This window comes from Longimicrobiaceae bacterium, assembly GCA_036375715.1.
Lineage (GTDB): Bacteria > Gemmatimonadota > Gemmatimonadetes > Longimicrobiales > Longimicrobiaceae > DASVBS01.
Map to the genome: position 1 here is coordinate 1 of DASVBS010000022.1, position 24,562 is coordinate 24,562.

Consider the following 24,562-nt stretch of genomic DNA (forward strand, 5'->3'; position numbering starts at 1 on the left):
CCCGGTACGCCGCGATGGGATCCACAGCCGCACCATCCCTCGCGTCGGGTGAGCCGCGATCGATGGACACGGTCTCGGTCGATGTCCATCGCCCGTGTGGTTTGTCGCCTGGGGAGTCAGAGGCGGATCGGTCTCCGCCTCCCCACCCTGAACCCCAACCGACAAACCAGCATGGAACCTCCTAGCAAACCTCTGCCTGCCGTTCGGCGAGCGATCCGAGTCGCCATCACCCTGGCCGCGATCCTTGCCGCCTGTGAGCCGCTTCCTCCCGAGCCGGACCCCGATGGTGGACCAACTGTCCTGGACGTCGAGGAGTTCTGGCACATTCACCTGCTCACCTACGATGAGGACCTCACGCCTCAGCCCATGCACGGCGGCTCTGCTAGCCCGGCCGTCATAGTCGATCTCGGCGAAGCGGCGGTGGCCGAGCTGCCCAACGCCCAGGACGATCGGGCGACGGCCGAAGTCTACTCCAACCCCAACGGCACGCCGTATTGGGTATCCGCGGAATCACCCGCCGGCCCCTTCGCCCCGGATCAGCTCATCGGCTCGAAGACGCAGCTCTCCCAGTGGTGGCGGTTCCGCAAGGACGACCCGGACGCCAGCCTGTCGTTCGTGATCACGGCGGTCGAGCTGCAGCTCACGGACGCGAACCTCTCATTCCCCGACGACGTCTGCAGCTGGGGCGGGTTCGAGCCCGAGCCGGTGATCTTCGAGAAGTGCAAGGACATCATCACCGCCCGCGTCCAGGCGAACTACACCGCTTCGGTCGAGGATACTACGGTGCACGATCCTGACGTCCGCAGGATGATCCCCTTCTTCGCGACCGGCGGGACGGCCAGCCTGGTTGGCTTCGAGCGACACGTGAACCCCTTTGCCGGCCTTGGCCCTGGCTGGAACTCGTCGCCCGACCTCTTCCGCCTGGAGGATTTCGAGCTGACGATGCCCAGCACCGCCGATCAGCGCTGGATCTTCCGCCTGACCCACCCGATCCGGGTGGAGGTGCCCATCGATACCATAGCGATCGGTACCGAGTTCGACTTCAACGTAGAGGTGGAAGCCGTCGCCTGGTCGCGGCGGATCAACGAGTCATATGCTGCGGCTTTCTTTCGCGACCCCATCAACGTCGGGGCGTCGGCGGTCGAGTTCGAGGGGCTGACGCTGCTGCCGCCATCCGCCGATCCGCGCGAGCGGAAGACCGTCTTACAGCCCGCCCCCGCCTGCACGGTGGGGGGTGGAGGCGGGACGATCGAGTTCGAGCGCAGCAATTATTCGCAGCCGGAATGGCCGGGAGACATTGCCGTGATCGGCATTACCCGGACCGGAGGGACGGGGGAGGCGAGTGTCCTCTTCACCACCGAGTCAGGCACGGCGACCGCCGGCGCCGATTACGGCTCAGTGAGCACCCACGTCTGGTTCGGAGCGGGAGAGAGCGGGACGCGATACGTGAGCGTCCCCATCGTGGCGGACAGCCTGACAGAGGGTGACGAGACCGTACGCCTCATCCTTTCCGGCCCGTCGGGGTGCGGAAACGTTGGCTCGAGCGAGGCGGAGTTGACGATCGTCGACGATGACGTGGCGGCGCTTCCCAACCCGACCTATACCATCGGCGGCACGGTGACCGGGCTCGAGGGGAGCGGCCTGGTGCTCACCAACCTGTCCACGGACGATCTGCCCATCACCGCGAACGGCGGGTTCACCTTCGCCCGCGAGTATCCCAACGGGCACGTCTACCACATCGCCGTCGATCGCCAGCCGACCAATCCGGACCAGGAGTGCACCGTCGAGAACGATCGCGGCACGATCCAGGGAGCGGACGTCACCGACGTACTGGTCACCTGCCAAACGATCGAGAGTCCCGGCGGGCTCGACGGCTCCTTCGGCGAGTCGGGGAAGGTCACCCTTGACGTCGGTCGCACCGGTAGCCGGGGGGAGGCCACCGACCTGGCGCTCCAGGCGGATGGCCGGATCGTGGTGACCGGCGGAAATCGCCTTGCGCGCTACAATACGGACGGGACGCTGGACGCTACCTTCGCCAACGGAGGCGCGGCCACGGTCGACTTCTACGGGCGGAGCAACGATCAGATGCAGGGTGTTGCCATCGACGAGAGTGGGCGGATTCTGGTCGCGGGAACCTCCCGCGATGGTGTGACGAGCCCGGTCCAGGAGGATTTCGTCGCCGCGCGCTACCGTGCGGATGGCAGCCTCGACACCACCTTCGGCACGGATGGAGAGGTGGTGATCGATTTCCAGGAGCACGGCGATGCCGCCTACGACGTGCTCGTTCAAGCAGATGGGTCGATCGTCCTGACCGGAAGCGCCGCCACCGACCTCCTGGGGTTCGGCGTGTACCAGAGTGACTTCGCGGCGATTCGCCTCTCCGGCGACGGCGAGGTGGATGGTGGCTTCGGAGGGCAGGGGTACGCCAGCGCCAACGTGGGCGGTGATCTCGACCTCGGCTACGGTGCGGCGCTCCAGCCGGATGGCAAGATCCTGATCGCCGGCCGCGTGGCACCGAGCGGCGGCTCAGATCCGGATTTCGGTCTCGTCCGCTTCGAGGCGGACGGGTCGCTCGATACCAGCTTCGGCGACGACGGAATCCTCCGCGTGCGGAGCGACGAGTGGGACGAGGCCGCCGACGTTACGGTCCAGCCGGATGGCCGTATCCTGGTGGTGGGGTTCCAGGTGGTCGGAGGCCAGAAGACTCTGGTCATGGAGCGCTACCTTCCCGACGGGACCCCTGACGCGAGCTTCGGGAGCGGCGGACGGGTGACCGACGACGCCCTTTCCGCCGGTCGAGCCGTAGTCGCCCAAGCTGACGGATCCATCCTGGTCGGCGGTGAGCTGTGGGACGCCTCGGTGGACTTCGCGGTGGCCCGCTTCTCACCAGATGGAACGCTGGACGAGACCTTCGGCGAAGAAGGGGTGGTTCAGGTGGACTTCTTCGGCGAGACCGACTATCTCAACGCGATTGCCGTGCAGCCGGACGGCGCCATCCTCGCGGTGGGGTCGGTTGAGAACGGAGCGAGTACGCTGCTCGGGTTGGTGAGAATCCTGCAGTAGCGACAACGGAGCCTGTATTGTCGAGCTCCTCCGGGGGCGAGGGGTGCGGATTTCGGTCCGCGCCCCTCGTCTCTTTCGGCAGGAACTCTCCCGGCAGGCGTGCCTTCGAGCAAGCACCTCCCAGGCAAGTACCCTCCCAGACAATCGGCCGCTCTGGACAAGCAACTCTTCCGGGCAAGCACCTCCTGCCGGGCGGCTGCGTGGGCAAGCAACGCCTGGTGCGAGCGCTCGTGCAGCCAGCTGCCTGTAACGGGCAGGCACCCTGGTCCAGCTCCCTCAACGTGGAAGAGCGAAGGCCACATAGGCGTCTCCGGACTTCGTGCCCAGCTTGCCGCCCCCGGCGGCGACCACCACGTACTGGCGCCCGTTCACCATATAGGTCGCGGGTGTGGCATAGCCGGCCGCTGGTAGGGTGGTCTCCCACAGGATCTCTCCGGTCTCCCGGTCGACCGCGCGGAACTTCTCGTCCAGAGTGGCGGCGATGAAGAGCAGGCCGCCGGCGATCGCGATCGGTCCCCCGTATTGCTCGGTTCCGGTGGGCTGCACAGCCGGGTCGGTGACCGCCGGGTGCTCACCCAGCGGGATGCGCCACAGGTATTCGCCGGTGTTCAGGTCGATGGCGCTCAGCGTTCCCCAGGGCGGGCGGATCGCGGGAAGGCCGTCCGGATCCTGCCAGCGCTCGTAGCCACGGAAGCGGTACGGAGACGGGCTCTGTTGCCTCCGCGCCTGCCGCGGTGACTCCCCTTCCACCGCTTCCGCGACGACCGCGTCTGCGGAATCGCCGCGCAGGTATGCGATCACCGCGCGGATCTCGGCCTCGGGCAGGTTGCCGAAGGAGGGCATGAATCCCCGGCCGTCGTGGATTACCCCGCGGATCTCGCCCACGGAGAGGCGCTCGGCGACATCCTGCAACGAGGGCGTGCGGTCCCCGTCGCCCTGCCGATCCGCACCGTGGCAGCCGGCGCAGAACGCGGTGTAGACCTCACCTCCCGTGCGCGGCACGCTCGCACCAGGGGGGCGCCCTACCGGCTCCATCGCCGCAATCCACGGGACGTCGCTCGCGTTCACGTAGAGGATGCCGCGTTCCGGATCGACCGCGGCGCCGCCCCACTCTCCGCCCCCGTCGAAACCGGGCAGGATGATCGTTCCTTCCACGCTCGGTGGCGTGAAGAGAGTAGCCGGCCTACGCAGGGTCCTGAAGCGCGCGAGCACGGCCCCGTGCGCCTCGGGCGTGCGCCTGGTGAGGTCCTCCTCCGTCATCCCCTGCCGGGCGAAGGGGGCGGGCTTGAGCGGGAACGGCTGGGTGGGCCAGGCTTCCTCGCCGGCGAGCGGCGAGGGCGGGACCGGCCGTTCCTCGATCGGGAAGAGCGGTTCACCCGTGACACGGTCGAAAAGGAAGACGAACCCCTGTTTGCTGATCTGCGCCACCGCGTCCACCTGGGCGCCGTCGCGCGCGACCCGCAGGAGGTTCGGCGCGGCCGGAAGATCGCGGTCCCAGAGGTCGTGGTGGACCGCCTGAAAATGCCAGAGCCGTTCTCCCGTGGCCGCGTCGAGCGCCAGCAGGGAATTGGCGAAGAGGTTGGCGCCGCGCCGTCCGCCGCCCCAGAAATCCGGTGAGGCTGAGCCGGTCGGCGCATAGACAATTCCACGCTCGACGTCGACCGTCATTCCCGCCCAGGAGTTCGCCCCTCCGCGGCGGTAGGAAGGCTCCGCTTCGGGCCAGGTGTCCCGTCCGTACGCACCCGCCTCCGGGACGGTGCGGAAGACCCAGCGAACCTCGCCGGTTCGCGCGTCGAAGGCACGGATGTGCCCGGGAAGGGCACCCTCCCCCTCGGACACGCGGCTGCCGATGATGAGCAGATCCCGATAGATTACGCCCGGCGAGGTGGCGATCAGGGAGCCGCTGCCGTAGGGGTTCTCGTGGGGATCCGGCTCGTCCCGATCGACGCCGAGGCCCGCCGCGAGATCCACCCATCCCGAATCGCCGAAGGTGGGAATCGGCCGGCCGCTGCGGGCGTCGAGCGCATACAGCCGCCGGTTGGCGGCGACGAAGATTCTCCGTTCCTCCCCGTCCTCCCAGTAAGTGACACCGCGATTGGCGCCCCCGGGCTGACCCTTGCCGCCGGTGGGATCGAAACGCCACAGCTCTTCGCCGGTGTCCGCCCGCAGCGCGATCACGTCGAGCATCGGCGAGGTCGTGTACAGCACCCCGTCGACGATGATCGGGGTCGCCTGCATCTGTGTGCGTTCGCCGGCGTCGCCCGTGTGGTAGACCCAAGCGACCTCGAGCTCGTGCACGTTGTCACGGTTGATCTGCGCCAGCGGCGAGTAACGCGAATTGGCCGGGTCGCCGCCGGTGACCCTCCAGTCGACCTGGTCGTTTGCCGCGCCAACCGGAGGGGCCGCGCACCCGGCCAGCAGGAGGAAGAGCGGGAAGGAAAATCGTTGGTGCATGGCGAATGAGTTTGTCATCCCGAAGCGGCGCCCCCCTCATACCCCGGCGATCCGCCGCTTGTATTCCGACAGGGCAGCATCCAGCCGCTCGCGAGCGGTCGTATCCCCGGGAATGTTGTGGGACGGATGGATGTACAGCTTCACGCCGCGCGAGGCGAGGATCTCGGCAACCGTGGTGATGGTCATCCACACCACCGTAACGAAGGCCATGGTGGAGAGCGGCCCGACGCGATCGAAGTGATTCTGCACCTCGACGGAAGCGTCCACAGCCGGAACGCAGGTATCGATCACCACGTCGGCGAGGTCGAACACCGTCTGTCCGGACGAATGGCGCGTCGGTTTGTCACGGAACTCGGCCGCCGAGCCGGCCACCACCACCTTCATCCCCAGCTCCCTCGCCCGCAACGCAATGTCGATGTTCACGTTGTTGATCCCGGAGTGGGAGAAGATCCAGACGGTGTCACGAGGATCGAACTGGTAGGCCTTCATGATCGCCCGCCCGTACCCCTCCACCCGCTCCAGGAAGAGGAACTGGTGCACCCCCATCTCGCCGGTGATGTGGGTGAAGAAGGAGAGCGGGATCTCGATCATCGGGTGAAAGCCGACGAAGCCACCGATGCGAGGATACATCTCCTCTACCGGCAGGGTCGCATGCCCGCAGCCGAAGGTGTGTACCCAGCGACCGGCTTCGATGGAGCTCGCCATCACCTCGGCCGCGGAGCGAAGCGCGTCCATCTGGGTCTCTTCGATCCGGGTCATCACGCCCCGCGCGTTCTCCAGCCAGGTTCTGGCGAGCATCAGAGATCCTCGAATCTTCGGTGGATGAGGGTTCGACCCTGAAAAAGGCTTGCTGGATGAGATGGGGAAGAGGCGCTGACGGGCGCCCTTCCCGTCCGAGCCAGCCGGTCACGGGGCTGCCGCCGGCGCCACGGCAAGGGGCGCCGCACGGCGCAGCACCGCGCCGAAGAGCACCAGTTGCACCGCCAGCGCGGCCGGGACGATGAGGAGCGAGGCCGTCAGCCCCACCTGCTCACCGAGTACGCCCGCCACGTAGGGGAAGACCGAGCCACCGGTCAGGGCGATCACCAGCGCGATGCTGAACGCCGTGCCGGAGAGGGCTGCGTAGCGCTCGCCGACCATGCCCAGCATGACGGGGAAGCCGGCGCCGAGCCCGGCCCCGATCAGCCAGGTGCCGGTGGCGGCGAGCGACAGCGTAGGGGCGCTCAGCATCAGGGTCGAGCCGAGCAGCGAGGTGCCGATGGAGACTGGCATCACAATGCGGCCGGGCACGCGGCGGAAGATGGTGCCCAGCGCCAGGCGCGCGAGCATCATCCCGAACCAGAACAGCGAGAGGAACCACAACGCCCGTGTACCGGTGAGTCCCATCCGCTCCTGGTAATAGGTAGCGGTCCACCCACCCACGGTTACCTCGAGCCCGCTCTGCAGAAAGAGCACGAGCCCCATCAGCAGGAGCACCCTGTCCCTGGTGAGCCGCAGGCCCTCGCGGAGCGGCAAACCGTGCGTCTGCTTCGGACGGGGAAAGCGGATTGCCACTACGAGCAACGTCGGGAGCAACACGCACAGGCCCATCCCGGACACGAGCGTCTGATAGGAGAAGGAGTCCAGCAGCAGCCCCAGCGAGAACGGGACCCCGACCGCCCCGATGCCGAAAAAGATTCCCAACAGGCTGAGGCCGGCGGCGCGCCCTCCCTCGCTGATGTCGGCGACCAGGGCGTTGGCCCCGCCGTTCACGATCCCGCCGGCGAAGCCGACAAGCAGGATCGACACGCGCAGCCAGAGCAGGGAGGTAGCGAAAGCGATCCCTTCGAGCCCCAGGATCACCAGCGCGAGGTTGATGGCCAGCAGCCCTCGGTATCCGTGACGATCGGCGACCGGGCCAAATACCAGTGAGCCCAACATCACCCCGACGCTCATCAGCATCAGCAAGGATCCCGCGGCTGCGCGGTCGATCCCGAACTGCTCGATCAGCGACGGCAGGAGGGCACCGAGGCTGGTGAGCACGATGCCGAAGACCAGCATGCCCAGGCATGCGGCGGCGAATACGAGCGTCCGATTGTACATCTTCTCAGGCATCGGGGGTGAGGGCGCGGAGGGCGAGCTGCCCTGCACCATACAGGCCCGCATCTCCTCCCAGGGCGGAAACCTCGAAGCGCACCTGAGGGGTGCTGATCGGCTGCCCCCAGCGCAGCGACTCCTCGCGTATGCGTCCGAGGAGCGAGGCCGCGGGGCCGAACACCCCGCCACCGAAGATCACCACCTCGGGATCGAAGAGGCTCACCAGATTGGCCGCGGCCATTCCCCACAACTGCACGGCGTTCTCCACCACCTCGGTGGCTACGGGTTCCGCGGCCGCGTATGCCGTGAAAATCCCTTTGGTGGTGCTGAGGTCGCTGCCCACGGTGGCACGCCTTCCGCTACCCTGTCGCGCCAGGAGGTCCTGGGCGTAGCGCACCAGTCCCGGGCCGGACGCCTGGTACTCGAAGCAGCCGTACCCCTCGTACTCCGGACGACGCGGACGATCCAGCGCCATCCACCCGATCGCCCCCGCGATATCGCGCGCACCGCGCAGCACCTTTCCGTCTACGAGGATGCCGGCGCCGATCCCGGTGCCCACGGCAATGAAGATCGCGTTGCGGCAGCCGCGCGCGCTGCCGCGCCAGACCTCTCCCAGGATGCAGGCGGCGCGGTCGCTGTCCACACCCACGCGCACCACGCCGCCGACGACTTCGCGTACTTCGTCGAGCAAGGGATAGTCGTCCCACTCGGGAATGTTCGGGGCCCAGACCCGACCCGTGGCCGCATGGTAGATCCCCGGCACCGCTACGCCGGTCGCCCGGACGGGATCGGCGGCGGCCGCAGGCGAGTCCAGCAGGGAGAGCAGCCGTGTTCGCAGCAAGGCGCCGACTTCCGCGCCGCTGCGCCCGTCCAGAGGGGCAGTGTCATGCTCGAGTATTTCCCCACTTTCGGTGAAGAGGGCGAGGGCCAGCTTCGTTCCCCCCAGGTCGATTCCGATGACGGACATGATGGAAGGTCGGGCTGGAAGATGGCGAGGGAGGCACCGTCGGGAAGGCTCGCGAGGGGCCGCTACATAGTAGCTCAGAGCATGCGTTCCTTGCCAGAGATCTGCAGGAAAGCCAGCTTTTCACGGGGCTCGCCACTCGCCTCCACCCGCTCTTCCGTCTCCTTGTCGGTTTCGCACCCACCCGTCAGCTCGGAGTCGTCCCGGTGAACCGCTCCCCTCTCGTGCTCCCCGTGCTGGTGTCGGTGCTATGTAGCCCTGCCGTCGGCTTCTCCCAGGCAGGCGTTGCCTCCCAAGTCGTGCGGGTGAACCAGGTGGGCTACCTGCCGGATGCACCCAAGGTGGCGGTGGTCTGCGTGCTCGATCCGGCGTCGGCCGTCCACAGCTTCACCGTGGTCGACGAGGCTGGAGAGAGGGTCTTCGGGCCCGAGCGGGTGCGGGCCGACCGACCCTTCGGTCCCTGCGTGCGGACTTACCGCCTCGAATTCACCCGACTTCGCGGTCCGGGGCGCTTCCGCGTGATCGCGGGCGGGGTCTCATCGCCGCTCTTCCGCATCGGTCCGGACGTCTATGCCGGCGCGGCCGATACGCTGCTCCACTACATGCGACAGCAGCGATCCGGGTTCAACCCGCTCTTTCGGGTGCCGGTGCACACGCGCACCGACGCGATCCTCGTCGACCATCCAAGGGAGGGCACCTTCATTCCCGTAGCCGGTGGATGGGCGGACGCCGCTGACTATCTCCAGTACGTCACCACCAGCGCAAACGCCACCTTCGTGATGTTGATGGCGCAGCGGGATCACGGCGAGGCCTTCGCGGACGCGTATGACGCAAATGGTCTCCCAGGAGCGAACGGCCTCAGCGATGCGCTGGACGAGGCACGCCACGGCCTGGAGTGGCTGGTGAAGATGTTCCCCGGCGATTCACTGCTGCTCAACCAGCTCGGCGACGATCGCGACCACGCCTTCCTCGACCTGCCGCCAACCGATTCCTCGGACTACGGATGGGGAAAAGGACGCTTCCGTCCCGTGTATCCGTGCACGGGGCGCCCACAGGGGATCGTGAGCGCGAAAAACCGCTCGAACGGCTATGCTTCCACCGCGGGGAAGTACGCTTCCGCGATGGCGCTCGGCGCACAGCTCTTCGCCGAAGAGGACCCGGCCTTCGCGGAGCTGCTCGGCCGCAAGGCCCGCGCGGCCTACGAGCTGGGCCGGAAACATCCTGGCGTGTGCCAGACAGCGCCGGGTGGTGCGCCGTACTTCTATGAGGAAGACAACTGGGTCGACGATATGGAGCTGGGGGCCGCCCAGCTATATGCCCTGACCCGGGAGGCGAGGTATCTCCGCGAGGCCCGCGAGTACGCCGCGCAGGAACCAGTCACCCCATGGATGGGTGCGGACACGGCCAACCACTACCAGTGGTATCCCTGGCACAACAACGGGCACCACGAGATCTGGCGACTCGGGGACGAGGAGACGCGCCGCGAGATGGCGGAATACTACCGGCGTGGATTGCAAGCGGTGGCGGACCGCGCGGGCAACGGGTTCCGCGTGGGGATCCCCTTCATCTGGTGCTCGAACAACCTGATGGCGTCATACGCCACCCAGGCGTACCTCTATCGCCGGATGACTGGCGACGAGCGTTTCCGGGAATACGAGCAGGCCGCCCTCGACTGGCTGTTCGGTACCAACCCCTGGGGCGTATCGATGATCGTCGGCTTTCCCGCCTCGGCGAACAGCCCGCGCGACCCCCATTCGGTGGTGGCGCGCGAGCTGGGTGTACAGACCCAGCTCGGAGGGATGGTGGATGGACCGGTCTACCGCAGCATCTTCGAGAACCTGCGCGGCATCACCCTCTTCGAGGAGGATGAGTACGCGCCATTCAATACGAGCTCCGTGGTCTACCACGACGACTTCGGGGACTACTCCACCAACGAACCGATCATGGACGGGACCGCAAACTTGACGTATCTGTTGGCGGCGATGGCGGGGGGCTAATTGCGAATTACGAATTACGAATTACGAGATACACGATTTTGAATTTTGAATGGGATGTACCTCCCGCAACCTCTGCGGCTTGCCGTTAATTCGTAATTCGTAATTCGTAATTCGTAATTCGTAATTCTCACCCGCTCCCTCTCTTTACAAACTCCGTCCTGGTCTCTTCGCTCTCCGCATACCCGTAGCGGATCGCCTTCGCCCGTACGGTCACGCTCTCGTTGATGACGAACGGGCCCGTATACAGCTTCCAGCGGGCGTTTTCCCCTTCCTCGAGGGTATAGCCGACCGACGAGCCCTGGGTGGGGGCGTAGATCTCCACCACGGTCGATCCGCTGAACTCGATCCTCGGGACGCGCTCGATGTTCTGCCAGTTCGGGTCTCCGCGCTCGAGGATGATCGGGGGCGCGGTGGTCGGTTGGACGCCGCCAGGCCACATACGGTCGATCATCTCCGCCTCGTTGATCAACCCCTGGTCGTCGATCCGCTCCATCCAGTCCTCTACCGCGGCCCGCATGCGCGCCAGCGTCTCCCGATAGGCCGGGTCCGAGGCGAGGTTGTGCACCTGGTGCGGGTCGATCTGGGTGTCGTACAGCTCCTCCGCGGGCCGCGAGTTCTGCCACCAGAGGGCGGCGGGTCCGGAGAGCTTCCCATCCCGATAGAGCCGGTGCAGCTCCTGCATGATCGGGCTGTTGTTGCGATAGGGGACGTGGCCGACGTAGGGCAGCTCCGGTTGAAAGTTGCGGATATAGAGGAACCGCTCGTCCCGCGCGGACCTCCTCATGTCGTACTCGATGTCCATCCGGTCGCGCGCGGCGAAGACGTATTCCGGCGCCGGCTCCGCTTCGGGGCCCAGGAGGATGCGGCCCTGCATGTGGACCGGAACGGTCGCCCCCGCCAGGGAGAGCACAGTAGGCGCGAGGTCGATGAAGCTGACCAGCTCGTCGTTCACCGTCCCCGGCTCGAAGGGCGGGGACAGGGCTTCGGGCCAGCGAACCATCAGGATCGACCGCAGGCCGGAGTCGTAGAGCGAGCGCTTGCCACGCGGCAGGCCGTCTCCGTGATCGCTCCAGAAGAACACGATCGTCTCGTCTGCGAGCCCGTCCTCCTCTAGCTGCTGGAGGATCTCGCCGACCCTGCGATCCATGGCCGCGATGTTGTCGTACCACTGGGCCAGCGCCTCGCGAATCGCGGGCGTGTCGGGATAGTACGGCGGGACGACGACGTCGGCCGGGTCCGTCACCGGCCGTCGGCCCTTCAGCGCGTCCGCGAAGATCTGTGACTCGTGCGTCACGGTGATGTTGAACACCGCGAAGAACGGCTGGTCAGGGTCGGGCCGGTTTCGCCAGTGGGCCTGTGGGCTCACCTCGTCCCAGATGGTGAACGGATTGCCGAACTGGTAATCGGTCTTGACTGCGTTGGTGGTGTAGTAGCCCGCCGCGCGCAGGTACTCCGGGAAGGCCTTGACGTAGAAGGGCGGCACCGCCAGGTACGGCCCGGGAAGGTCCTCCACGCGGTCCTCCGTCGTGCGCATGTGCTGCGCGCCGATCGCGTTCTGATACATCCCGGTGATGATCGCCGCGCGGCTCGGCGCGCACACCGGGGCAGTGGTAAACGCGTTGGTGTAGATCATCCCCTCGCTCGCCAGGCGGTCGAGGTTGGGGGTGCGCGCCACCGGGTCGCCGTACGCGCCGATCCGCGGGCTCAGGTCCTCCGTTGAGATCCACAGGATGTTGGGACGCTTGACCTCCTGCGCCTGCGCCGTGAGCGGCGCGTGGAGGAGGGGGGCGGCGAGCAGCGCGAGGAGCCGGAGGCCGCGGCGGCTAGGCAAGGAGACAAGGAGACGGCTGGACAAGGAGACCAGGAGACAAGGAGACACGGAGATGAAGTGAACGGGTGAACGCGGGTGACAAGGTGACAAGGCGAGCGGCGGCTCACAACCCTTCTGGCGGAAGCTCGCGGAGCAAGGTCTTCTGCTAGACCGCGAACGCGCTCGCTCTTCCATCGGGCAGGTCTCACTCCAGGGCATCGAGCACCTCCAAGTTCGGGGTGCTCTAGTTTGCGCTGTGTGTTACCTATGTGTCCGGTTTAAACTGTTACCTATGTGGCCGGTCTGTACCCTCACCGTCCCCGGCCCCCCCACCGTCCGCCGGCGCCCCTCACCGCCCCCCGCTCCCCGCCACCGCAGTCTCAACGGCCTCCCGAACCACCTCCCTCCACCCCTTCGTCGCCCGGCCAATGAGCCGTCGCAGGTCGCCGCTGTCGGTGTAGAGCTCGCCGCGGGCGAGGGCCCGGTCGGAGTCGGCCAGGGCGCGCGCGGCGGGCTCCGGGAGGCCGAAGCCGACCAGGGCGCGCACGTACTCCTCCTCGGGGAGGTCGCGGTATTCGACCGTGCGCTTACTGGCCCGGGAGATCTCCTCGGCCAGTTCGGCCATGGTGAAGGCCTCGTCGCCGCCGAGCTCGTAGACCTTGCCTTCGTGTCCGCTGCCCCGGATCACCGCCGCCGCGGCCGCGGCGTAGTCGCGCCTGGTAGCGGCGCTCACCCGCCCCTCGCCGGCGCTGCCGAGCAGCACCCCATGCTCGAGCGCGGGAGCCAGGTTCTCCGTGTAGTTCTCGATGTACCAACTATTGCGCAGGAAGGTGTACGGGATTCCGGATTCGCGAATCGCCTCCTCCGTCCCGGCGTGCTCGACGGCGAGCTGCATCGTGCTGCGGTCCGCCCGGAGGATGCTCGTGTACGCCAGCAAGCCGACGCCCGCGGCGCGCGCCGCGTCGATTACGTTGCGATGCTGAGCGAGCCGCTGCCCGACTTCGTTGGCTGAGACCAGGAGCAGGCGGTCCACTCCCGCCAGCGCGGCGGAGAGCGACTCCGGCTCCGTGTAGTCCGCACGCCGCACCTCGACTCCACGCTCCCGCAGCGACTCGGCCCGATCCGGGGAGCGGGCGAGGCCGACAATATCGCTCGCGGAAACCCCGCTGGCGAGCAGCTCTTCGACCACCAGGCGACCCAGGTGCCCGGTGACTCCGGTGATAGCGATCATCGTCTCTCCTCTATCTGAGTGATGGTATTCAAGCGGTGGCGTCTACGTGGCGCAGTGTCGGCCAGCTACCTGTGGCCCGGGGTGCCGGGTCGGGTCTGCTCACGCCTACGGACGCGCAGCGCCTGCGTGGGCTCACTCGATGTGCTAACACATACCTGTGAAGAAGCGGTCACTGCACCTGTCGCACGCGCCCGAGCAGGTCGATCAGCGTGCGCAACTCGCCTCTATCCAGGTGCGCGAACTGGCGACAATGGATCTCCAGGATCAGCTCGTCGAGCTGATCGAGTAGCCGAAGCCCCTCGTCGGTGATCCGTGTGGTCACGAAGCGGCGGTCCTCGCTGCTTCGCTCGCGCGCGATCCACCCGGCCGCCTCCATGCGGTCGAGCAGGCGGGTCGCGTCGGGCACACGCGCGATCATCCGCTCCATCACCTCGCTGCGGCAGAGTCCGGACCCCCCAGCCCCACGCAGGATCCGCAGCACGTTGTACTGGGTGGGGGTGACTCCGTAGGGCTTCAGCGCCTCGGCCAGCGCATGCTCCAGCACCGCCCAGGTACGGCCGAGGCTGAGATACGCCTCCTGCTCGGGGCTGGCAAAGGGCTTCTTCTGCTTGATCTCCTCACGAAGTCCGGGATTCATGGACCCCATGTTATGTGTTGCAACACACGATGTCAAGTGAACAAGCTCGGGCGTAGAGGCCGTCCGGTTCCCGCCCAGCCTGCCAGCAGCCTTACTCCACCGGCTCGAGCCGCACCACGCGCGTGAGGCTGTTGTCGCGGCGCCCGTCCAGGGCGACGTAGATCGTCCCGTCGGGAGCCTGCCGGATGTCCCGCACTCGCCCGATCCCCCAGAGCAGGGCGGGGCGCTCGAGCCGCTCCACCTGGATGCCGCTTTCCGACTCGGTCAGCTCCAGACGCGCGATCTGCCGACCGTCCAGCCCGCCGACGAAGAAGTCGCCCCGCCACTCCGGGAAGCGGTCGCCGGTGTATTGCATCAACCCGGACGGAGCAATGGACGGGGTCCAGAACTGGATCGGCTGCTCCATCCCCTCGCGCTCGCGCGCCTCGTGGATGCGTATGCCACCGTACTGCACGCCGTAGGTGATTACCGGCCAGCCATAGTTGCGTCCGGGCTGGACCAGGTTCAGCTCGTCTCCACCCTGCGCACCGTGTTCGGTTGTCCAGACCCGCCCCTGCTGATCGATGACGAGCCCCTGCAGGTTCCGATGACCGTAGCTCCAGATCTCCGGGAGAGCGCCCTCCTGGTTCACGAATGGGTTGTCCCGCGGCACGCTGCCGTCGTCCTGCAGCCGCAGCACCTTGCCCTGGTGCGTATCCAGGCGCTGCGCGGGGTGCTCCTCGCGCGGCCCCCCGAGCGGGTTCGCCGCCCGGTCGCCGACCGTCACAAAGAGGTGTCCGTCCGGATGAAAAGCCAGGCGCGACCCGTAGTGCGCTCCGCCTTCACTCCAGGCCTCAGCCACGAAGATGTCCTCGAGCTCGCTCAGCTGCGTTCCATCGAAGCGTGCACGCGCGACCGCCGTCGTCGATCGCTGGCCGTCGGGAGAGGGCTTCGAATAGGTGAAGTAGAGCAGGCGATTGTTGGCAAAGTCAGGATGGGGGAGTACCTCCAGCAGTCCGCCCTGTCCCTCCGCCCGCACCTCGGGCGTTCCTGGAATGGGGTCGGGGAGCAGCGTGCCGTTCCGGATGACCCGCAGCCGCCCGGGTTTCTCGGTCACCAGCACGTCTCCCTCCGGTAGAAATGCGATCGACCACGGCTGGTCGAGGCCCTCGGCCACGGTTACCACGCGGAAGGTGTGCAGCTCGGAGCGCACCACCAGCGGCTCGTCCAGATTGAGCTGTACGCCGGTCTGCGCCTGAACCTCCGTGAGAGCGGGACCACCAACCCCCCCTCCAATGACCGTGACTACCGCAAACGCCGCCGCGATCCGCCTGCTCCCCCGTCGGCACCATCCGCTGACAACGCCCGCCATGGGACACGTATGCGACGTCGACATCGTTCCTCCCGAATGTGCGCTCGTGAGCTCAGGTGAGTCGGAATGTGCGGTCGCGAGATTCAGGTCATCTCAGGTAAGGACTTCGCGGCAGAACTCGACGCACTTCTTGACCTCCTCGATCGCGTTCGAGCCGGCGGGAATCTCGTACTCCAGCTCGATGTCGCAGTTGATCGGGTAACCCGCGCGCTGCACCAGACGGAGGACATCCGCGATCGGGGTGCTCCCCTGACCCCAGGGCAGGTTGTCACCACTCTGCCCCGGCGCCGGAGGCGCCGCCTTGTCCTTCATGTGCATGCTGGTAATGCGGTCGTGGAGTCGCTCGATCTCCGGGAGCGGAGAACGTCCAGTGAAGCCGTAGTAGTGTCCGAAGTCGAGGTTCAGGCTCACTCCCGGTGAGATCGCCAGGAAGTGGTCGAAGCCGGGGAAGTCGGGATCGCTCGGCTGGCCGTGGTTGTGCATGGCGGCGGTCAGGCCGTGGCGCGCGGCCACCGGCCCCTGTACCCGGCATGCCTCCTCCCCGATCTCGTTCGTCACGCCGCGCGCCCCCAGCGCAGCCGCCGCGCGGTAGGCGAACTCGGCAGCGTGCGGATCGCTTCCGGGGGCGAACTTCGCCAGGTGGATGGTGACTCCCGCGTCGTTGTACATCCTGCGGAGGGCCGCGAGCTTCTCCATTGGAGGCGAGGCGTACCATCGCCGCAGCTCCTCCTCGTGGGCTTCACGGGCTCGCAACGCGGCTTCCCGCTCGTCCGGATCCGACATGCGCTCGATCGCGCGCTGCGGCGGAGCATCGGTGGTAGGTGCGCCGAGATATTCCAGAATGGGATCCCCCATGAGCTCGGTGGAGCTGATCCCGCATTCCACCAGGTAGCCGAGAAGCTGCTCCGCACTGCTGGGAAGAGAGCGGAAGCTGTAGGTAATCGCGCCGATCTGGACGCCCCCGAACTTCGAATCGGGACCCGATCCCCAGAGGAACGCCGAGCCTCGCGGTGCGCGGGAGATCGCCGTCGGCCCAGCGACCGCTCCGGCGGCCATGGTACCGAGGAACTCGCGGCGGGAAACGGATTGGGTGGAGGCGCTGTCGGGGTGGTCGTGCTGGCTCATCGTCGGGCTCCTGCCGGGTAGGACGGGGGAGGGTGCAGGACCGAAATCGGTGTAGTGCCACGCTAACGCGCCTCGGGTGGGGCGGCAAGAAGGTTGCGGCCCGCGTCCGGCGCGCCCGTGCGCGTTATCCCACATCGACATTCCACATCCACCACGAGCAGACCCACACGATGCGGCGACGCTATCACCAAGCTCCCTCCGGATCTCGTCACGTCTGGCTGGCCGCCACAGCATGCCTCTTCGCTCTTCTCGGGTCCGCCTGCTCGGAAGGCGGGGCTCCCTCGAATGAGGCGAATCAGGCTGCCTCGGAAGAGTGCGATCCCGAAGACGCACGGGCTCTTCTGACGGAACTGGGGACCCGGGCCCAGCGCGTGCCCCTGCTCGCGCCGGACAGCATCCTCCAACCGGCACTCCGGGAGGCATACGACTCGTTGGTCACGCCCGAGCTGCTCGATCGCTGGCTGAGTGCCCCCATAGAGGCCCCCGGCCGCGAGACCTCCAGCCCCTGGCCCGAGCGGATGGAGATCGACTCGGTGGTGGCGGCGGAGGACGGCTCCTGCCGCGTCTATGGCACGCTCGTCTATGTCACCAGCACGGAGGCGGCGACCGGCGGGGAGGTGGGTCGTCGCACGGTCGTCGCCCGGGTAGTCGGAGGGGAGACCCATCGCGTCGCCGAGCTCCAGTTGGGTGCATTCGGAGGCGAGCCGGATCCGGACGGCTCCACCGCGGCGGCAGCCGTAGGGGATCCCGAGGGTCGCGATCCCGCTGCGGTGATCCGGCGCTACTACGAGGCCGTGAACGCCGGCGACTACCAGGCGGCGTATGCTCTGTGGGGCGACAGCGGTCGCTCGAGCGGTCAGAGCTTCGAGGAGTTCGCCGCGGGCTACTCCGACACCGAGAGTGTGCAGGTGGAGATCGGCGAGCCGGGCAGGGTCGAAGCGGCGGCGGGATCCCGCTACATTCGCATCCCCGTGGTCCTGCGCGCCCGGCTGAAGAGCGGCGAGGAGCAACGCTTTGAGGGTACCTACACGCTCCGTCGCGCCGTCGTGGACGGTGCGACGGAGGCGCAACGTCGCTGGCACATCGACTCGGCGGAGCTGAGGGAAACCAGCTGACAAAACCACCCATGCCAACCCGACCCGGACACCCCCGGCCGCTGCTCGGGCACATCACGCGCTTTGGCCGCATCACGCCGTTCCTTCTCGCCACCGCCGGCCTCTTGGTCGCCGCGCGAGCGAACGCGCAGCCCGGACCTGAGCCCGTCGATCCCACCGGCGAGGAGGTGGTGATCCGCCCGGTGGAGAGCGACCTGTTGAGGAAGCCGTGGGTCTCCCTGAGCGCCAGTAGCGGCGCCGGCTCGGTAAGGGCGGCGAGGGACGGGAATCTGGAGACGGCGTGGTTGCCGCAGGGAAGCAGTGCACGAGAGTGGCTACAGGTCGACCTGGGCGGCGCGTACGACAATCTCCGAAAGGTGGAAGTCGTCTTCCCCGATCCAAAGGGGATCTATCGCTATCGGATCGAGGCGTCGAGCGACGGCGAGCAATGGGAGACGATCGCGGATCGGAGCCGCGCCGAGCGGCCGTCACGCGGCGGGGTGCACCTCTTCACCCGACCCGAAACCAGGTACCTGCGGGTCCACTTCGTGGAAGCGCCCCGCGAGGCTCGCCCCGGAGTGGCCGAGCTACGAGTCTTCAACTACCTCCGCGACGACCTCGTTCTCGGGGCGGATCTCTCCTTCGCGGACGACTACGCAGATCGGAACTACTACGTTCGCCCCGACCCCTCCCTGCAGAACGTGGGAGCGGGCCCTCACCTCCTCGACGTGGCTCGAGACCGCGGGATGGAGTTCATTCGTCTGCGGGTCTTCAACGAGCCGCGCAACGAGCGCACAGGCGAGCCACGCACGCCGCCCCGTCAGGGCCCGGAGCGTACACTCGAGGTGGCCCGCTGGGTGAAGGAGAGGGGAATGCAGCTCGGCATCGACTTCCACTACGCCGATTCGTGGGCGGACCCGGGGAAGCAGCCCAAGCCGCGCGCCTGGGCGAAGCTGGAGTTCGATGAGCTGGTCGCGGCGCTGCACGACTTCACCTACTCGTACGTCCGCCGTCTGGTCGAGCAGGGGACCGTTCCAGACAAGGTTGCCGTCGGGAACGAGATCATCAACGGCTTCCTCTGGGGCAGTGAGAGCAACCCCATCATTGCCGCTGCCGGTCCGGACGCGACCGTGAACCCGCCGTACTTTCGGGACCAAGCGGAGATCTATCGGTCACAGCCTGGCGGGAGGCTGCTGTGGCAGTACTGGGGATCCGACGACCCCGAGAAGCGTCGCCTCTACGACGAGGCCTGGGACCGCTTTGCAACCCTGATCGCCGCCGGCATCGCCGCCGTGCGGGAGGCGTCGCCCCGGACGAAGGTGGAGCTGCACACGATCGTCGGGAGCGGGCAAGGGGAGCGCTCCGGTCTGGAGAAGACGATGGAGTTCTGGCGCCAGCTCCTCTCCCGGGTCAAGGCTCGCGGGCAGGAGCCGGACGTGCTCGCCATCTCCTACTATCCCGAGTGGCACGGGACGGTGGAGCAGCTCGACGTCAACCTGCACACCATCGCCACCGCCTTCCCGCAGTACCCCGTCAACATCGCGGAGACCGCCTATCCCGCCTCCGGCGACATCCCCCAGCCAAACTCCGTCTTCCCCCGGACCGTGCAGGGGCAGGCCGATGCGATCCAGAGAGTCTTCCAGGCGGCGAACGACGTCGTGGACAATCGCGGCGTCGGCGTCCTCCTCTGGGAGCCTGCCAGCTTCCAGGCGATGTTCCGGCCGGTCCCTGGCATGGAGAGCTACTACGAACCGCTTCCTTCGATCGACGTCTTCAACCGCAGCCACGCCCGCGAGATCGTCGAGAGCCGGCTATACCTGACCGTCCCGGCCGGAGCGCCGCTCGAGCTTCCCCGCAAGGTGGATCGGTTGATCACCGCCACGGGGCAGATCGACGAGATTCCGGTCACCTGGGAGCCGGTAGCGCCGGAGGCAACCAGCGCCCCCGGAGAGCTGTCCGTCACCGGCTCGACCGAAGCCGGACCGGTTCAGGCGTTCGTCACGGTGGTGGCTTCGTAGCGCTCGCACGAGGCGTCGCACGCTTGATCCGGCCAGGGCGGGGAGATACTTTGGTCCCCGCGGCAAGCCGGTCGTCGCACGCCTTCCCTTTTCCGCTTCCCGCTCCGCACCTTCAGGAGAGCTCGCATGGGCAAACCGGCGGCACGAATGTCCGACCAGGTCCTCCAGTCCGCGCCGCACTGCCACGCCCCGATCCATCCGCCCGCGCCCACGCCCACTCCGGCACCGCACCCGGCGCTGCCACTGCCGATCATCAAGGGCCAGCCGAACGTTTTGATCGGAGGCCTTCCTGCCGCGCGTGTGAGCGATATGACCGCACCGTGCGTGCTTCCTACCTGTGTTCCGGCGGGACCGGGGGTCATCTCACTGGGTTCTACCACCGTGCTCATCGGCGGCCTTCCGGCTGGGAGGGTAGGCGACATGACCACCCACGCCAGCTGCGTCGCGCCCATCCCGTCTCCGGTCGGTCAGATCATGCCTCCTGGCTGCCCCACCGTTCTGATCGGGGGCTGAGGTCCTTGCGGCTCCATCATTTCGAATCGCTCCGCCCGCTCTGCCCCACGTGCCGCAACACAGATGGTAGCGGGGCCCCGCTGCGCATCGCCCAGGTCGCGCACGAGCAGGAGAATCAGATCCTCCAGGGCATCCTGCACTGCTCCAATCCGCAATGTCAGCGTGAATACCCGGTCATCGACGGGATTCCGCTGCTGCTGGGGGACCTGCGTCGCTTTGTCGCGGACAATGCCCCGCGTCTGCTGACCCGTACCGACCTGCACCCCGATCTGGAAAGCCTCATCGGCGATTGCCTCGGGCCAGGGTCCGATTTCGATGGCTCCCGTCAGCAGGTGAGCTCCTATTGCTGGGAGCACTACGGGGATTTCGACACGGGGCTGGAGACCGACTCAGCGAGGCGGGGGACCCTGCTCGCCGCGCTGAAGCTCGGACTGGAGATCGCGGATGCCCTTCCGGACGGCCCGGTCCTCGACCTGGGGTGTGGACCGGGTCGGTCGACTTTCGAGCTGGCGCGGCGCACCGGTCGCGCGGTCCTTGGGGTCGATCTGCACCTTCCCATGCTCCGGTTCGCCAGCCGCCTGCTGACAACCGGAACCGCGAGCTATAGCCTGCGACGGGTGGGATTGGTCTACGAGCGGCGGGAATTTCCGGTAGACCTTCCCGGCGCCGAGAGAGTCGATTTCTGGGCCTGCGACGCGGCCGCCCTTCCGTTCGAAGCGGGCACTTTCGCCGCCGCGACCGCCCTCAACCTGCTCGACTGCGTCTACTCCCCGCAGACCATGCTCGCCTCGCTCGCCTCCGTGCTGCGTCCGGGCGCCCCCGCGGTTCTTACGACGCCGTACGACTGGTCCCCGGGAGCGACCCCCATCGAGGCCTGGATCGGGGGCCACTCGCAGCGGGGTCCGCTGGCCGGGTCGAGCGACGCAACCTTGCGGGCGCTCCTCGGTGAGCCAGAGGGCGAGTCGGCACTTCCGCTGCGGCTGGTCGCCGAGCGCGAGGGGGTCCCCTGGCGGGTCCGCCTGCACGATAGAGCGTTCATGGAGTACCGTCTGCACCTCCTGGTCGCCCGCCGCCAGGATGATCCGGACGGGTGATCACGATCTCGGCTGCGACCTCCAACCTCCCCGGCCATGAGCATTTCGTTCCTTCGCAACCCGATCGTATCGCTTCTGCTGCTGGCCTGTTCGGCCGTCACCGCTACCGCCTCTGCTTCCGCGCAGGAGCCCTCGGGCCCCAGCGACGCCGAGCTGCTGGCGATGTACGAGGAGCTTCGCGTGGCGGACGTAGTGGACGGGATGGACATGGTGGGACTCAGAGGGGTGGGCCTCGTCGACCGGAAGATCCAGCCCCTCTGGCGCGACACCGATTCTCTGACCCACCAGATCCGCGGCATCGCGGTAACCGTCCGCTACGTACCGCACAACCGGGTGGTCCCCAATCCCATCCCGGAGGACGAGTTCTCCGCCTGGGAAGGAAGCTGGTACAACGAGATCTCGCCGGAACCTTTCGTCCCGCTGCTGAAGGAGGGGAGCGTGGTGGTGATCGACGCGAGCGGAAACGGCGACACGGGCACGGTGGGCTCCTTCAACTCCCTGGACTGGGTGGCGCGGGGCGCTGTGGGCATCGTGACCACCGGCAGCGTGCGGGACACGGACGAGGTGATCAAGCAGCGGATCCCGGTCTACCTGGATCCGCTGCAGCGCGGCCGGGGGATTCGGCCGGGCCGCAATATGGTGGAATCGGTGAACGAACCGGTGGAGATCGGCGGCGCGCTGGTGCGGCCCGGCGACGTGATCGTGGCAGACGGGGACGGGGTGGTGGTCGTGCCGCGGGAGTACGCGGTGGAGGTCGCCCGTCGCGCGCGGGCGGTCCTGCAGGCGGACATGGCCGGGCGCCGATCACTCTACGAGCGGCTGGGCCGTCCGCTGGATGAGACGGTGCAGTAGGGAGGGCACGTCGGGGCGTAGAAGACGCGGATGCGCTCTGTTGATGCTAAATATCGTGGGCGACAGGAGTTAGGACTTAGGAGTTAAAAGTTAGGAGTTGGAAATTCGGAGTTGGGCGCTCACCTGTTCGCTCACTCGACCGCCGCCGCGACGTGATCGACAACCCGGTCTGGACGGATGGAGGTACTGCGCAGCAGCTCTTCGCGGAACTTGCCGGTGCGCACGAGCACGGCCCGCATGCCGGCGGCCTGCGCTCCGCCGATGTCGGCTTCGAGGTCGTCGCCGACCACCGTCACGCGTTCCGGGCTCACCCCCATCGACGCGGCCGCCAGGTGAAAGAACTCGCGGGAGGGTTTTCCCACCACCAGCGCCTCGAGCGAGGCTGCGTACTCCAGCGCGGCCACGAAGGGGCCCGCGTCGAGGGCGAGGCCGTCGGGGCGGCGCCAGTACCGGTTCTTCTGCAGCGCGACCAGGCGCGCGCCACCGAGCAGGTGCCTGAAGGCCTGGTTCAGCGCCTCGAAGCTCCAGGCTTCACCGAGATCGCCGACGACCACCGCCGCGGGCTCGTCGTCGGTGATCTCGAGATCACGGAAATCTTCGTGCGTGGGGGCGGGAACGAAGAGCGCGACGCGGTGCAGGCCGGCCCGACGCAACCAGCTCGCCGCGGCGCGTGGCGCAGTGAAGATCTCCTCCGCTTCGATGGGGAAGCCCATCCGGCGGAGGCGCTCGGCCAACTCGCGGCGGGCGAAGCGCGTCGTGTTGGTGAGATAGCGCCGTGGTATCTCCCGCTCGACGAGGTGGTGAACGGCCTCGAGCGCGCCCGGAAGCGCTTCGTCCCCCAGATAGAGGGTGCCGTCGAGGTCGAGCAGGTAGCCTTCCGCCAAGGCGTGAATCCCTGGGTCTACTGGCCGCGCTTGGTTGTGATCAGGATCACACCGTTGCCGCCGCGCATGCCGTATAGTGCGGTCGAAGCAGCGTCCTTCAGGATATCAATACGCGCGATGTCGGCGGGGTTCAACCAGTCGATGCCTCGCCCGCGCACGACACTCACCGGTTGGCCGTCCACGACGTAGAGCGGCTCCGGGTTACCGGTGAAGGTCGCCAGCCCGCGGATGCGGATGGAGAAGCCCCCCGAGGTGGTGGGGATCACCTGGACGCCGGCGAAGCGGCCCGCGATCAACTGCTCCACCTGCCGGACGCGGCTGTTCCGCATGGTGGCGTCGGTCTCCGCGGAGATACTGGCGGGCGGAGTCACGCCGGCGCGGGCGCCGAACCCGATCGTGGCCTCTTCATCCCTTTCCGGTGCCGGCTGTTGCGGCGAGGAATTGCCGTGGCACCCCACGGCGAACCAGGCGGCGAGCAGCATGAGGGTGCCACGAAGGACGAACATCAACGATGCGGGGGCGGGGTGGGGACTCATGGGAACTCCTGGGCGGCCGTGATCGGGCCCGTGCGGGGTCCAGCGTGGCGCCAGCGCGGAAGCGGTGGACGCCGATTGCGGCGCATGCGGGAAGTACACCGCCGGTGGCATCGACCCGCAGCAGCCGGAGCGACCCCGCGGCGGCTGTTCGAAGCTGCGCGCCGGCGAGGACAGGCTCCAGAGTCCTAAGGCGTCGGATCGATGCCCCTATGTATGAATGCTTGCCGGCAGGGCAGGAAGCAATGGGTTTGCGTGATTTTCGCCGACCGCACACTGGAAGGCACGACTTTTCCAGATCAACTCAAGTGCGGACCGGTAGGTGCCGACACTCGTTGATCATCAACGCGGACGAACACCCCCCGGGCTCATGCAACTGTTCTATCTCGCCGTCGCGCTCCTCGTTTACGCCTTCACCGCGGGGGATCTCTTCCGCGGCGCCCCGCCGGAGACGTTCCGGGAAGCGGTAGGTGGAGCGCTGGCATGCGCGCTGGTGGCGGCGATGTGGCCGATCGCCCTGATCTGGCGCGGCCTGCTCGGAGGTACACCGCGGGAACTCCCCGAGCCCGTCATCTCCGCCGCCGAACCCTCTCGCGGCGAGGTCTGAGCGACCGCTTCGATCAACGCACTGCAGACGCGGCGGCTGCACCCGGCTGACTGCGCGCGGCCGGATGCGGTGCCCCGTTTCCTCGGTCGGCCCGGAACGACCCGCTGGGGTCATCGTTGGGCGTGTCGCCATCATCCCCCTCCCGTTCTTTGGTCCTGCACGTCACTTCCGCACGTCAGTTCTGCACGTCGGATCACGCCCCTGGCCTGCATCTCTGACCCTGCCCCTCTCGGTCCTGCCCTCGGTTCTGCCTCTCGGT

General features: G+C 67.4%; 19 protein-coding genes. 8 read left to right on the top strand and 11 right to left on the bottom strand.

Features of this window, described 5'->3' with window-relative positions; all coding sequences use genetic code 11:
* Positions 1–171: 171 nt before the first annotated feature.
* Positions 172–3,063 carry a Calx-beta domain-containing protein gene (locus VF167_02965; GenBank protein HEX6924359.1) on the top strand — a complete coding sequence of 964 codons (2,892 nt, stop codon included), beginning with the start codon at positions 172–174 and terminating at the stop codon, positions 3,061–3,063.
* A 276-nt stretch (positions 3,064–3,339) separates the two neighbouring features.
* Here VF167_02965 and VF167_02970 read toward each other — a convergent pair whose 3' ends face one another.
* The 4 genes from VF167_02970 to VF167_02985 all read right to left on the bottom strand — a co-directional run bounded on the left by VF167_02970 (position 3,340) and on the right by VF167_02985 (position 8,560).
* Entirely contained in the window at positions 3,340–5,517 is a 2,178-nt protein-coding gene (locus VF167_02970) for a PQQ-binding-like beta-propeller repeat protein (GenBank protein ID HEX6924360.1), read from the bottom strand.
* Positions 5,518–5,553: 36 nt separating this feature from the next.
* Positions 5,554–6,315: a sugar isomerase domain-containing protein gene (locus tag VF167_02975; GenBank protein HEX6924361.1), complete on the bottom strand. Its 762-nt coding sequence runs from the start codon at positions 6,313–6,315 to the stop codon at positions 5,554–5,556.
* 108 nt (positions 6,316–6,423) lie between these two features.
* A complete protein-coding gene (locus tag VF167_02980; protein ID HEX6924362.1) occupies positions 6,424–7,611 on the bottom strand; it encodes an MFS transporter in 1,188 nt (395 codons plus the stop codon).
* Positions 7,604–8,560: an ROK family protein gene (locus VF167_02985; GenBank protein HEX6924363.1), complete on the bottom strand. Its 957-nt coding sequence runs from the start codon at positions 8,558–8,560 to the stop codon at positions 7,604–7,606. Before VF167_02985 ends, VF167_02980 begins: the two co-directional genes overlap by 8 nt.
* Positions 8,561–8,763: 203 nt before the next feature.
* On the opposite strand from VF167_02985, the gene VF167_02990 reads away from it, so the two are divergent.
* Positions 8,764–10,554: a glycoside hydrolase family 9 protein gene (locus VF167_02990; GenBank protein ID HEX6924364.1), complete on the top strand. Its 1,791-nt coding sequence runs from the start codon at positions 8,764–8,766 to the stop codon at positions 10,552–10,554.
* 127 nt (positions 10,555–10,681) lie between these two features.
* Here VF167_02990 and VF167_02995 read toward each other — a convergent pair whose 3' ends face one another.
* The 5 genes from VF167_02995 to VF167_03015 all read right to left on the bottom strand — a co-directional run bounded on the left by VF167_02995 (position 10,682) and on the right by VF167_03015 (position 16,708).
* A complete protein-coding gene (locus tag VF167_02995) occupies positions 10,682–12,385 on the bottom strand; it encodes a sulfatase-like hydrolase/transferase (GenBank protein HEX6924365.1) in 1,704 nt (567 codons plus the stop codon).
* Between the two features lie 328 nt (positions 12,386–12,713).
* Complete coding sequence (locus VF167_03000; protein ID HEX6924366.1) at positions 12,714–13,595, bottom strand: SDR family oxidoreductase; 882 nt, start codon at positions 13,593–13,595, stop codon at positions 12,714–12,716.
* Positions 13,596–13,764: 169 nt separating this feature from the next.
* Entirely contained in the window at positions 13,765–14,232 is a 468-nt protein-coding gene (locus tag VF167_03005; GenBank protein ID HEX6924367.1) for a MarR family transcriptional regulator, read from the bottom strand.
* A 91-nt stretch (positions 14,233–14,323) separates the two neighbouring features.
* Positions 14,324–15,607, bottom strand: coding sequence for a PQQ-dependent sugar dehydrogenase (locus tag VF167_03010; GenBank protein ID HEX6924368.1), 1,284 nt, complete (start codon positions 15,605–15,607; stop codon positions 14,324–14,326).
* Between the two features lie 69 nt (positions 15,608–15,676).
* Positions 15,677–16,708, bottom strand: a complete 1,032-nt coding sequence (locus VF167_03015) for a sugar phosphate isomerase/epimerase (protein ID HEX6924369.1) — start codon at positions 16,706–16,708, stop codon at positions 15,677–15,679.
* 371 nt (positions 16,709–17,079) lie between these two features.
* On the opposite strand from VF167_03015, the gene VF167_03020 reads away from it, so the two are divergent.
* The 5 genes from VF167_03020 (at position 17,080) to VF167_03040 (ending at position 22,279) form a co-directional block, all read left to right on the top strand.
* Positions 17,080–17,823 carry a hypothetical protein gene (locus tag VF167_03020; GenBank protein ID HEX6924370.1) on the top strand — a complete coding sequence of 248 codons (744 nt, stop codon included), beginning with the start codon at positions 17,080–17,082 and terminating at the stop codon, positions 17,821–17,823.
* Between the two features lie 11 nt (positions 17,824–17,834).
* The gene (locus VF167_03025; GenBank protein HEX6924371.1) at positions 17,835–19,820 is read left to right on the top strand and encodes a glycosyl hydrolase 53 family protein; all 1,986 of its coding nucleotides are present in this window, start codon (positions 17,835–17,837) and stop codon (positions 19,818–19,820) included.
* Positions 19,821–19,946: 126 nt separating this feature from the next.
* The gene (locus VF167_03030) at positions 19,947–20,333 is read left to right on the top strand and encodes a PAAR domain-containing protein (GenBank protein ID HEX6924372.1); all 387 of its coding nucleotides are present in this window, start codon (positions 19,947–19,949) and stop codon (positions 20,331–20,333) included.
* A 5-nt stretch (positions 20,334–20,338) separates the two neighbouring features.
* Positions 20,339–21,427, top strand: a complete 1,089-nt coding sequence (locus VF167_03035; protein HEX6924373.1) for a methyltransferase domain-containing protein — start codon at positions 20,339–20,341, stop codon at positions 21,425–21,427.
* Positions 21,428–21,463: 36 nt separating this feature from the next.
* Positions 21,464–22,279 (top strand): RraA family protein, encoded by an 816-nt coding sequence (locus VF167_03040; GenBank protein HEX6924374.1) that lies wholly within the window; start codon positions 21,464–21,466, stop codon positions 22,277–22,279.
* Between the two features lie 131 nt (positions 22,280–22,410).
* Here the strand turns inward: VF167_03040 and VF167_03045 are convergent, their stop codons facing one another.
* The gene (locus tag VF167_03045; GenBank protein HEX6924375.1) at positions 22,411–23,163 is read right to left on the bottom strand and encodes a TIGR01458 family HAD-type hydrolase; all 753 of its coding nucleotides are present in this window, start codon (positions 23,161–23,163) and stop codon (positions 22,411–22,413) included.
* Positions 23,164–23,180: 17 nt separating this feature from the next.
* The gene (locus tag VF167_03050) at positions 23,181–23,699 is read right to left on the bottom strand and encodes a TonB-dependent receptor plug domain-containing protein (protein HEX6924376.1); all 519 of its coding nucleotides are present in this window, start codon (positions 23,697–23,699) and stop codon (positions 23,181–23,183) included.
* Between the two features lie 367 nt (positions 23,700–24,066).
* Here VF167_03050 and VF167_03055 point away from each other — a divergent pair, with 367 nt between their 5' ends.
* A complete protein-coding gene (locus VF167_03055; protein HEX6924377.1) occupies positions 24,067–24,303 on the top strand; it encodes a hypothetical protein in 237 nt (78 codons plus the stop codon).
* Positions 24,304–24,562: the final 259 nt, after the last annotated feature.